This is a genomic window from Arsukibacterium indicum (genome assembly GCF_019100565.1).
In the GTDB taxonomy this organism is placed as follows: domain Bacteria; phylum Pseudomonadota; class Gammaproteobacteria; order Enterobacterales; family Alteromonadaceae; genus Alishewanella; species Alishewanella indicum.
On record NZ_JAHRID010000002.1, the window covers coordinates 23,172 to 35,069 of the forward strand.

6 protein-coding genes are annotated in these 11,898 nt (G+C 49.5%); 4 read left to right on the forward strand and 2 right to left on the reverse strand.

Annotated elements, in window-relative coordinates:
- Nucleotides 1–454: 454 nt before the first annotated feature.
- On the forward strand, nt 455–3,640 hold the full coding sequence (gene rne, locus KQY15_RS04690; RefSeq protein ID WP_254795441.1) for a ribonuclease E: 3,186 nt from the start codon (nt 455–457) through the stop codon (nt 3,638–3,640).
- A 76-nt stretch (nt 3,641–3,716) separates the two neighbouring features.
- Here rne and KQY15_RS04695 read toward each other — a convergent pair whose 3' ends face one another.
- On the reverse strand, nt 3,717–4,880 hold the full coding sequence (locus KQY15_RS04695) for a DcaP family trimeric outer membrane transporter (protein WP_217667728.1): 1,164 nt from the start codon (nt 4,878–4,880) through the stop codon (nt 3,717–3,719).
- 231 nt (nt 4,881–5,111) lie between these two features.
- Here KQY15_RS04695 and acs point away from each other — a divergent pair, with 231 nt between their 5' ends.
- Together acs and KQY15_RS04705 are read left to right on the forward strand one after the other, a co-directional pair.
- Nucleotides 5,112–7,067 (forward strand): acetate--CoA ligase, encoded by a 1,956-nt coding sequence (acs, locus tag KQY15_RS04700; RefSeq protein ID WP_217667729.1) that lies wholly within the window; start codon nt 5,112–5,114, stop codon nt 7,065–7,067.
- A 103-nt stretch (nt 7,068–7,170) separates the two neighbouring features.
- Nucleotides 7,171–7,845: a LuxR C-terminal-related transcriptional regulator gene (locus tag KQY15_RS04705; protein WP_217667731.1), complete on the forward strand. Its 675-nt coding sequence runs from the start codon at nt 7,171–7,173 to the stop codon at nt 7,843–7,845.
- Nucleotides 7,846–7,913: 68 nt separating this feature from the next.
- Here the strand turns inward: KQY15_RS04705 and KQY15_RS04710 are convergent, their stop codons facing one another.
- Nucleotides 7,914–11,477 carry a PAS domain-containing hybrid sensor histidine kinase/response regulator gene (locus KQY15_RS04710; protein ID WP_217667733.1) on the reverse strand — a complete coding sequence of 1,188 codons (3,564 nt, stop codon included), beginning with the start codon at nt 11,475–11,477 and terminating at the stop codon, nt 7,914–7,916.
- Nucleotides 11,478–11,632: 155 nt separating this feature from the next.
- Between KQY15_RS04710 and KQY15_RS04715 the strand changes: the two genes are divergently transcribed.
- Entirely contained in the window at nt 11,633–11,896 is a 264-nt protein-coding gene (locus KQY15_RS04715) for a DUF4212 domain-containing protein (protein ID WP_217667735.1), read from the forward strand.
- Nucleotides 11,897–11,898: the final 2 nt, after the last annotated feature.

Sequence of the window (11,898 nt, forward strand, 5' to 3'; positions counted from 1 at the left end):
TTAAGTTGCTATCCAATGCACATTAGTGGGATAATCACCCGGCTAATTATGCCAAAATGTGGCAATTAGGGCGCTCAACGTGACATAAGAGAAATTGTGCGGCACCGTTAGGGGATGTGATCATACCGAAATCGTGGTGAAAACCAACGTTTTTATAGCCCCGGCGTTTAAATAACGCCATTTGCCTGAGGTAATGCTGCGTAATCTGTTACCAATAATGGCAAAACACAATTTCCGGTAACCTGAGCAACAAGAATAATTTGCTATAACGCAACGCCGAACGGCGGTGTGTTTCAGATTCAAACGAAAACAGATAACTATACTGTAAATAGTGACAATTTGGTTCCCTCAGGTATCCCAGTCGGGAGATTGCATTATTTGATGCCTGATAACATCTGAACACCCAGGTGCCCGGTAAGGTTGTGTTGTGGCTGCATAATAGAGTCACCCAACAATGAAAAGAATGCTGATAAATGCTACGCAGGAAGAAGAAATCCGCGTTGCACTGGTTGACGGCCAGAAACTTTACGATCTGGACATAGAAAGTCCGGGACATGAACAGAAAAAAGCGAATATTTACAAAGGTAAAATCACCCGGGTTGAACCCAGCCTGGAAGCGGCGTTTGTTGACTATGGCGCCGATCGCCATGGTTTCCTGCCACTGAAAGAAATTTCCCGCGAATATTTCCCCAAAGGTTATAGCTTCGATGGCCGCCCGAATATTAAAGAAGTGGTTAAAGAAGGTCAGGAAGTTATTATTCAGATTGATAAAGAAGAACGTGGCCAGAAAGGCGCCGCATTAACTACCTTTATCAGCCTGGCCGGGTCGTACCTGGTGCTGATGCCGAACAACCCGCGGGCTGGTGGTATTTCGCGCCGGATTGAAGGCGATGAACGTCAGGATTTAAAAGACTCACTGGGTCAGTTAGACATGCCGGATGGTATGGGCCTGATTGTCCGCACTGCAGGTGTAGGTAAATCCTACGAAGAGCTGGATTACGACTTAAAAGCTCTGCTTAAACATTGGTCTGCGATTACCGAAGAAGCAGCGAAACGCCCCTCTCCATTCCTTATTCATCAGGAAAGTAACGTCGTGTTTCGCGCCATCCGCGATTACCTGCGTCGCGACGTTGGCGAAATTCTGATTGATAACCCGAAAATTTTTGAAGAAGCCAAAGTCTACATTCAACAATTCCGGCCTGATTTTGCCCACCGGGTAAAAATGTATGACGGCGAAGTACCGCTGTTTATGCATTATCAGATTGAAACCCAGATTGAAACGGCGTTTCGCCGTGAAGTGCGTTTACCTTCAGGCGGTTCTATTGTTATCGATGGCACTGAAGCGTTAACCGCCATTGATATTAACTCGTCCAAGGCCACCAAAGGCGGTGACATCGAAGAAACCGCGTTTAATACTAACCTGGAAGCCGCAGATGAAATTGCCCGCCAGTTACGCCTGCGCGATTTGGGCGGTTTAATTGTTATCGACTTTATTGATATGACGCCGGTACGGCACCAGCGGGAAGTGGAAAACCGTTTAAAAGACGCGGTTAAACATGACCGGGCCAGGGTACAAATTGGCCGGATTTCCCGTTTTGGCTTGCTGGAAATGTCACGGCAGCGCTTACGGCCGTCACTGGGTGAATCAGCTGGCCATGTTTGTCCCCGCTGTCATGGCCGGGGCACCATTCGTGGTACTGAAAGCTCAGCATTATCTATTCTGCGTTTAATTGAAGAAGAAGCCATTAAAGATAACACCAGCCAGATCCATGCGCAGGTGCCGGTTTCTGTTGCAACTTACCTGATGAATGAAAAACGTGAGTCGGTAAGGCGCATTGAAAAACGTAATGGCATTCAGATTTACATCATTCCAAATGAACACCTGGAAACACCGAATTATGAAGTGTCCCGGATCCGGATTGATGAAGAGCTGGATGACGTCAGTTACAACATGGTTAAAGCGCCGGAAGTGATCAGTAAACCTTATCAGCCAAGTGTGGAAGTTGTTAAGGAAAAACCGGCAGTGTCAGCCATTAATATTGCCCAATCGGCCCCTGCCCGTTCTGCTCCTGCAGCTGTTACTGCTGCAAAACCTGATTTGTTCAGCAAGCTGAGTAAGTGGTTTAAAGGTTTAATTACCGGCAGTGACCCGAAAACTGAGCATAGCAAAACGTCAAGCCCGCAGCATACAGCTAAGAGGGAAGACGGCAGAACTAACCGCGACAATAGCCGCGGCGCACGTGATACTAATCGCGACAGCAGCAGAGCTGATGGCAAGAGCGACAATAACCGTCGTCGGAATAATAAGCGTCGCCGTCCGGATCAGGCCGACCGGGCAGTTGAGAAAGACGAAACAGGCAGTAACACGGCGGCAGCACCTGCTAAACAGGAGCGTGCGCCCCGTCCTGCCCAGGACCGGAGCAAGCAGCAAGACCACAGGAAAGCTCAGACTGAGCGGGCACCAGATGCGACATCTGCTGAAACCTCAGATGAACCAAAAGAGCGTAGTGTTGCAGCAGAGCGGCGTCAGCGTCGGAATATGCGCAAGTCAGTGCGTCTGAATCAACCGGCTGATAGCACGTCAGAGGTTACTGGTGCTGACAAACCGGCAGTTTCTGAGCAGGAGACACCTGGCAGCGCCCCGGAACAGGTTGTAACCGCTCAGAGCACGCCGGTAACTGAGGCCATTGCCAGTGAGCCGGTTGCCTCTGAAACAACAGTTGCTGAATCAAAAGCCGTTGCCCAGGCTTCTGCTGCAGAACAAAGTACTGACAAAACAGACGCTGCTCAACAGATAGCTGAGACGAAACCTGTCAGCCAGGATGCGTCTGAAACGGTTGCAGAGCAGGATGAAACAGAGTCAGCAGAACCACGCAGCCGCAACCGTCGTTCACCACGGCATTTGCGGGCCGCGGGTCAGAAGCGCAAAAAAGACCAGCAGGACCAGGCTGCGGCTACAGATGGGGTAACAGCTGATAACAGTAAAGCCGATGAGACTTCAGCGATAGCTGAACCAGAAGTTGAGTCTGTATTGGCAACGCAAGCTGAGACTGCAGCGACATCGGATGCGGTAGTTGAAGCGGCAACAGTGACAGAAGCCGCACCTGTAGCTGAAGATAAAGCAACAGATAGTGCTGCAGCCGACGTAAAACCAGCTGATGTTGAAAAAGATAGTGCTGAGGCCAAGCCAAAAGCGCCGGCTAAAGCCAGGGCTAAGCCTGGCCGGCCACGCGGCAAACGTAAAACAGCCGACACTGCTGCTGATGCTGATGTTAGACCTGAGGTAAAAAATACTGCGGATACACCGGCACAGTCAGAGCTGAACCTGGCTCCGGCAGAGCCAGTTGTTACTGAGCCAGCGGCAAAAGCCGAGGTTAAACAGTCTGCACCTCAAACCAGTGCAGCAACACCTGCAGCTAAAGCTGCCCAGGCAAAGCCTGCCAGCCGCTTTGGTAATATGGTAGTAGCTGATATGGCGAAGCCTGAAGCGGCAACTGCAGAGTCTGGCACCGCCGATACGCCAGTTGCAGTAAGTGCTGCAGAGCGCCCGGCGGTAAGTAGCTCGAGCCGCCCGGCAGGTTCAGCATTTGCCCGGCAAGCAGCCAGTGCACCGATGACCAAGCCAGAAAAAGCAGAGTAACAAAAAGCCCCCGGCATCGGGGGCTTTCCTGACTACGTCTGTAATAAAAAGCCAGCCTGAGCGCTGGTTTTTTTATTTAAAAATCGTATTTGGCACTGAACTGCAAGCGATGCATATCACCATCCAGACCTGATTCAACTTCACGGTTGGCCAGCTTATATTCAACACCAAACATCAGTTTTTTGGCCGCCTGATAGATCAGGTTGGTTGTCCAGCTATCAGTTGTTTTCGTCACACCTGCGCCGGTTAAGCCAATATCATTATCAACACTTAAGATTGAATAAACCAGATTACTGCGCCACTGACTGTTCCAATTGTGACGATAGGCAATTGCAAAAGCAGTAGAGTCAATAGCGTCAAGCTCGTTATTGGCATCAAGCACGGCGCCGTTTGCAGTGTTCAGACCAATATAACGGCCAACACCTGAGCCTGTGGTGGCGGTGATCCTGATATCATTATTATTCGCTAACATTATTTTTGCTGTGGCACTTAAACCAAAGGCTGACGTAGTTGTATCAATGGTGGCAGTCTCATAGGCCAGCTGACGCACCAGCGCAGAAACAGACCAGTTACCCCACTCTGTTTTCTGGCCATATTTCAATACCAGATCCGGTGTGGCATTATCGTCGGTAGTGATCCGGCCTCCACCGCCAAATGGTGTTACAGTGGTTTCCGGGTTTTCAATCGCCACCTGGAAATTACCGCTGGTGTAGCGAATCATAGCCTGGCGGGCAAATGGCATGGCATCTGTGTTACCAATGAAGTCGAGCGTATCCGGCAATGCACTCAGGTCCATAAACGTTGTCCAGGTCTGGCCGAATAACCAGCCATCGTAAGTGATAAAAGCCTGACGCAGACGCGGAGAATAACTGTTGGTGATCCGCTCATCACCGCCTGCTGTTACCATAAAGTCGAGTTCAATGTGACCACCAAGGGTTTTACCATTTTCAAGCTGAGTGGTGGTTTTAAAGAAGAAACGCGACTGACGGGCATGAAAATCAAAGGTGCCGCCCTCATCGGCGCCACCCACCGGTGTCAGGCTTGGGATATAGAAGTCACGGCCAATACCGGTCGCAACCTGCCCATCGGAGCTGTCAGTGTACATAGCATCAAGCTTAACGTAACCACCAAAGGTCACATCAGTATCACCAATATTAAAACCATTTGCCTGAACGCTGCCAGCTGATAGTGCCAGCATTATAGCGGTGGTAAGGACACTTAGGGTCTTTCTCTGTCTCATCTGAAGTTCTCCATCTTTATTATTGTAATAACATCTGGTTTGCGTTATCTGGATTTTGACGGTACAACTTTGGGTGACACTCTTTAAGTTCGCAATTAGCCTTTAGTCGCAGTTAGCGAATTGACAAAAGCTTGGCTAGACTATGGTCTAATTTCAATTTGCGCCTGATTTCGTTAGAAAGTAATTAGCTATAAATCATTATTTTAATATTGCAGATCCACAGGGGAAACTATGTCACATCCAAGCCTTTATCCGGTAAGTGCGAAGGCCAAAACCAGAACCCATATCACTGACGATGTTTATCAGGAAATGTACCGCCAGTCGGTCGAGCAGCCTGAAGCGTTCTGGGCTGAACAGGGAAAGCGCCTTGACTGGATCACGCCATTCAACAAAGTTAAAGACACCAGCTTTGAGTTAGGCAACGTTAAAGTAAACTGGTTTAGTGATGGTACCTTAAATGCCAGCTATAACTGCCTGGATCGGCATCTGGCAAAACGGGCCAGTCAGGTCGCATTTTATTGGGAAGGTGACGAACCCGGCGTTCAGAAAACAGTAACTTATCAGCAATTGTATGATCAGGTATGTCAGCTGGCTAATGGCATGAAGTCATTAGGCATTAAAAAAGGTGATCGGGTAACAATATATCTGCCCATGATCCCCGAAGCAGCGGTAGCGTTATTAGCATGTGCCCGGATTGGCGCTGTGCATTCAGTCGTTTTTGCCGGCTTTTCCCCTGATGCGCTGGGCAGCAGAATTGTCGATTGTGATTCCAAATTAGTTATAACCTCAGATCAGGCGCTGCGCGGCAACAGAGCCACCCACTTAAAAGATAATACTGATGCAGCCCTGGGCCACCTTGGTGAGAGTAACCCGGTTCAGAATGTTATCGTTGTTAAACACGTTGGCAAAAATATTGATTTTCATAATGGCCGTGATATCTGGTATCACGAGCTGGTTGCCAGTCAGAGTAAAACCTGTGAACCAGAGCCGATGAATGCAGAGGACCCACTGTTTATTCTCTACACATCCGGCTCGACCGGCAAACCCAAAGGAGTACTGCACACTACCGGCGGCTATCTGGTGTATGCGGCGATGACCCACCAGTATGTATTTGATTATCATGATGGTGACATCTACTGGTGCGCTGCAGATGTCGGCTGGGTAACCGGACACAGCTATATCATTTATGGCCCTCTGGCCAATGGTGCCAGCAGTGTCATGTTTGAAGGCGTACCTACCTATCCCAGCGTAAAACGCATTGCTCAGATCGTTGATAAATATCAGGTCAACATTTTGTATACTGCCCCTACCGCAATCCGTGCCCTGATGGCGCATGGTGACGCACCGGTAGAAGGCGCTGATTTAAGTTCACTGAAAATACTCGGCAGTGTAGGCGAACCAATAAATCCGGAAGCCTGGAACTGGTATTATGAAAAAGTTGGCAGCAGCCAGTGTCCGATTGTGGATACCTGGTGGCAAACTGAAACGGGTGGCATTCTTATCACACCATTGCCCGGTGCGACTGCCTTGAAACCGGGTTCAGCTACCCGGCCCTTTTTTGGTATAAAACCGGCGATTGTTGATAATGAAGGCAATCAACGTGATGGTGTAGCCGAGGGTAATCTGGTCATCCTCGACAGCTGGCCTGGTCAGATGCGCACTTTATATGGTGATCATGATCGGTTTGAACAAACCTATTTCAGTACCTATGCCGGAATGTATTTTACCGGAGATGGTGCCCGACGCGATGAGGACGGCTATTACTGGCTAACCGGCCGGGTTGACGATGTGCTGAATATTTCAGGCCACCGCCTTGGAACCGCAGAAATTGAAAGCTGCCTGGTAGCCCATGATGCGGTTGCAGAAGCAGCCGTCGTCGGCTACCCACATGATATTAAAGGCCAGGGTATCTATGTTTATGTTACCCCAAGGGTTGGCGTTGAGCCCAGTGATGAGCTTACTAAAGCTATCAGAGCCTGGGTCCGGGAAGAAATATCACCAATAGCGACACCAGATTTAGTGCAATGGGCGCCTGCCGGTTTACCAAAAACCCGCTCGGGTAAAATCATGCGGCGGATCCTGCGTAAAATTGCGGCCAATGAACATGATCAGTTAGGCGACATTTCCACTTTGGCTGATCCATCAGTAGTTGATATTTTAGTAAATAACCGTTTAAATCGTAAATAAGTAAAAAAAACAGCGTACACTTACGTTGTTCCAGTTGCAGCAAAAAGGCCGCCATTGCGGCCTTTATAATAATTATAATCCTGGACATGACCGGAGAATTTATATGGCAAAGCTTATTGTTGCTGACGACCATCCGTTGTTTCGCAACGCACTGATTAATGCGATAAGCAGTACCTTTGTCACTAAGGCGACTATTGAAACCGACAGTTTTGATAGCACCTGCACTGCATTGGAACAACACCCCGACACCGATTTGCTGTTGCTTGATTTACATATGCCGGGCAACTGTGGATTTCTTGGCTTAATTCAGTTGCGAAAAAACTATCCAAGCCTGCCCATTGTTGTTATCTCAGCCAGCGAAGACCTGGATGTGATAAGACGGGTCATCGCTTTTGGTGCCTCAGCTTATATTCCTAAGTCGGCTAATCCTCTGGATATCAGTACGGCTCTGAATGCTGTGCTGGCAGGTGAGCTATGGGTTCCGGCTAACCTGCAAAAGGCTGTTTTTCAGGAGCAAAGCACCGCAGAAGATTTAGATTTAGCGGCCAAGGTGGCCCAGCTTACTCAGCAACAATACAAAGTCCTTTACTATCTGACCGAAGGCTGGCTGAACAAACAAATCGCCTACGATCTGCATATTTCTGAGGCAACAGTTAAAGCGCATATTACCGCCATCTTTCGCAAACTAAATTGCACAAACCGTACTCAGGTTGTTATACAGGCCCAGCGACTTACTCTGGAACCACCGGTAGACCGGGCAATGGCCCAGCACCATTAAACCGTCGGCACATCTGCCGCTGTGCTGCTGTGCTGCTGACCAGCCGGTAAAGCCCTGTGCCCATCACACTAGTTACTGTCTGGCAACTGCCTGCTGCGCTTAAGCATTTTAAAATGATTCAGGCTGGCCCGAAGCGCACCGGGTTTAATAGGTTTTGTCAGATACATCAACCCTGCAGCCTTGGCCTGAGCGGCCAGGTCTGCCTGAGGTGATGCAGATACCAGAATGCCCCCTACACTGCCCCAAAACGGTTTAATTTGCTGGTATAAGTCCAGACCATTAGCATGCTGCCCTAACTGATAGTCGATTAACATAACATCAGGCGCTGCTGCTGTCCGGGCGTAAGCCAGCAGTTCCTGCTCGTCATAAAAACACGTTACCTCAGCTATCTGCCACTGCTCCAGCAATACCTTTAACGCAGCAAGGTTAGCAGCATCATCGTCAACACATATCACGGTTAAACCCGGCAGTGGCCGCTGAGGCTGCTGGGTTGGCAATGACAGCTGTGTTCGCTGACGCTGCTGCGCAAGCGGTAAACTGATACTAAACAGTGAGCCATGACCTGGCCAGGAGCGGACATCTAAGGTATGGCCTAATAATTTTGCCATCCGATGCACTACTCCCAGACCAAGACCAACACCCTGCTGGCCTTTGGCAGTGGCATCAATCCGGTAAAAGTCTTCAAAGATCCGCTCTAAATCATAAGATGAAATACCCGGGCCGGTGTCCCATACCTGAATAGTGATTTGGCCATCATGTTTTCTGCATCCAAGCAGGATCCGCCCTTTTGCCGTGTATTTAATGGCATTCGACAATAAGTTCTGCAAAATTCGCCGCAAGTATGTTGAATCTGTTAACACCGTATAGTCTGCTGGTCGTACGGTCAGATGCAGGCCTTTCTGACTGGCAACTAAACGGTACTCATCGGCCAGTTGTGATAACAAATCTTGCAGGGCAACGGGCTGAACATCAGGTTGTAACTTGCCATCATCCAGCTTGGCAATTTCCAGCAGGGTTGAAATCAGCTCCTCTGAGGCTTTGAGTGAATTATCAAGCTGACCAAGAATAGCCTGCTGTTGCTGCTTGTCCGTCGCGCCGCTAAGTGCTGCGGTAAATAGCCTGGCAGCATTTAACGGCTGCAGAATATCGTGGCTGGCCAGCGCCAGAAAACGGGTTTTTGACGCATTGGCAGTTTCAGCTTCTGCTGTTGCCTGCAACAGTTGCTGCTCTGTGGCCCTGCGCCGCCCAACTTCAGCCAGTAACTCATGGTTGATATCTGAAATGGTCTGGGTTCGCTCCTGCACTCTTTCTTCCAGGTGTTGTTTCGCCTCTGCCAGCGCCTGCACTGCTTTCACATGCTCAGAGATATCGGTAAAACTGGTAACGAAACCGCCACCCGGAATTGGATTACCGCGCATTTCTATTACTCTGCCATCGGGGCGGACGCGTTGAAACACATGGGCCGTGCCTTTTTGCATATGGGCAATCCGTTTCTCTACATGCTCGTCAGGTTTCCCCGGGCCACACAGACCACGCTCGGCATTAAGTCTGACAATATCAGCAACAGGCCGGCCAACCCGAACCATGCCTTCCGGATAGCTGAACATTTCCAGGTAAGCTTTATTCCAGGCAACCAGTTTCAGCTCCCGGTCAACCACACTGACCCCCTGACTTAAATGTTCCAGGGTTGAAAACAGTATTTTTCGCGAAAACTGAATAGCCTGAGTGGTATCGTCAAACAAGGTAACCACATCTTCAAAGCCCAGCTGCCGGCCTTCCAGCACGGCATTAACCATGGCCGATGCAGAAGATGCGCCGATAACCCCGGCCAGTTCGCGCTCAACATGCTCTACCAGACCAACACTTGGTAGGTCATCCAGTTGCAGGCTGATCTTATGTTTGCGACCAAATTCGGCCAGGCATTCAATGGCACGGTTACTGCCAACAAAGCGCTCCAGTAAGGTTTTTAAATCCGAATTATGAATGCGGATCCGCCGGGCTGGCGTATCCTGATGGTCGACGGGTAAATTAGGCTTAACAAACGCCACGGCTTGCAGCCGATCCTGCAAATTACCGTGAGTAAACAGGGAAATAATAACGTAGGCAAGAATATTGAAACCAAGCGATATCAACACACCATGACTTAAACTGTCCAGGCTAATGCCAAACATCCCTGTTGGTGACAACCAGGAGATCCCCAGCAAACCCTGCTGCATAATATCGCTGTTAATCACCCCGGCATTGACCAGTTGCGGTAACATCAGGGTATAAAACCACAATACCAGCCCCAATGTTAAACCGCCGTAAACCCCCCAGGCGTTGCCCCTGCGCCAGTAAAGACCGCCCAGCACTGCGGGTGCCAGCTGAATCGACAATGCAAATGCCAGTAAACCCGTTTCAGCCAGTTCATAGTTGCGGGCAAAAATCTGATAATAAAAATACGACAGCCCCATCACCAGCATGATCATTGCCCGGCGCACCAGCAGGATCAGTAAACTGTAATCATGCGGCATGCCTTTACGCCGGTTTGACTGCAGTAAACTTGGCATAACCACGTCATTACTGATCATGGTACTTAAGGCCAGAGTGGCAATAATAATCATCGAGGTACCGGCAGAGAAGCCACCAATAAATACCAGCACACTTAAGCTGTTCCAGCCCGATTGCGCCGGGATCAGCAACACAAAACTATCAGCCTGGCCCAGCATCGCCGGAAACATCTGCATCCCGGCTACGGCAAGCGGCACCACCACCAGGGTGACCAGCACCAGATAGCCGGAAAACCAGCGCCTGGCATGACGCAGGTGATGGTGCGAGACATTTTCAACAAAAGCGACATGAAACTGGCGGGGCAATAAAAACACAGCCGCCATCGCTAACAGGGTTTTGGTAATAAATTCAACCACACCAGAGGTGCTGTAATTGGCCTGCTGGCTGCTGGCATGAGCAGCAAATGCCCTCAGCACATTCTGCTCTTTGTCCAGAATAAAAACATATACCGCAATGGCCAGGGTTAACAGCGCAAACAGTTTAACCACCGATTCAAATGCTATCGCCACCATAACGCCACGGTTTTGCTCGGTTAAGTGCAGCTTGCGGGTACCGAATAAAATAGCGAAAAACGCCATAGCGACAGCACTGAGCAATGCGCTGTCCTGATACCATTTTCCGGAAATATCAGAGAAGTCACCACCGAGCAACACCTGATAAGAGCTGGCAACGGCTTTTAGCTGCAGCGAGATGTAAGGTACCACCACGATCAGACAGATTATTGCTGCTAACATGGCAATATTGCGGCGTTTGCCATAGCGGGCAGAAATAAAATCAGCGATGGACGTTACGTTTTGTTTTTTTGAGACATAAAGCAGTTTAAATAAAAAAGGCTGGCCAAAGATAAACAGTAAAACCGGCCCCAGGTAAATGGGAATATAGTCCCAGCCCCGGGTAACGGCGGTGCCAACTGCGCCGTAATAGGTCCATGAAGTACAATACACCGCCAGTGCCAGACTATAAATCAAGCCTCCATACTTTCGTATAAGCCGGTCATCGGCATGGCGCTCACCCCAGTTGGCAATCCAGAACAATCCACCAACATAAATCAGCGCTAATAAGGCTACAGTCCATGCCGTCACTGCTTTCTCCCGCAATTTTGATAGCGATACTTTGAGCTGCCTGCCCCGCGCTGTCAATCTCTGGCTGGCAGGCTTCGACTAAAGTCGGGCTGGCGCCCGGGGTAACTGCTGCTAGATTAACAATGCTCGATAAAAATAACTAAAGGAGAAATACGATGGCGGACCATACAAATAACGCCCAGTCCTACTGGCGGGCGAATCTTCGCTTGATCATCGGCAGTCTGGTGATATGGGCGCTGGTGTCCTATGGCTTTGGCATTTTGCTGCGGCCTTATCTGGCAGGTATACCGGTGGGCGGCACAGACCTGGGTTTCTGGTTTGCGCAACAGGGTTCAATTCTAACCTTTATCGCTTTGATCTTCTTCTATGCCTGGAGAATGAACAAACTCGATAAGGAATTCGGCGTGGACGAGGAGTAAAC

Bases quoted from the DNA above. Each gene is read 5' to 3' on its own strand.
- acs (WP_217667729.1), top strand. From the start codon at position 5,112: ATGTCACATCCAAGCCTTTATCCGGTAAGTGCGAAGGCCAAAACCAGA.
- rne (WP_254795441.1), top strand. From the start codon at position 455: ATGAAAAGAATGCTGATAAATGCTACGCAGGAAGAAGAAATCCGCGTT.
- KQY15_RS04715 (WP_217667735.1), top strand. From the start codon at position 11,633: ATGGCGGACCATACAAATAACGCCCAGTCCTACTGGCGGGCGAATCTT.
- KQY15_RS04695 (WP_217667728.1), bottom strand. From the start codon at position 4,880: ATGAGACAGAGAAAGACCCTAAGTGTCCTTACCACCGCTATAATGCTG.
- KQY15_RS04705 (WP_217667731.1), top strand. From the start codon at position 7,171: ATGGCAAAGCTTATTGTTGCTGACGACCATCCGTTGTTTCGCAACGCA.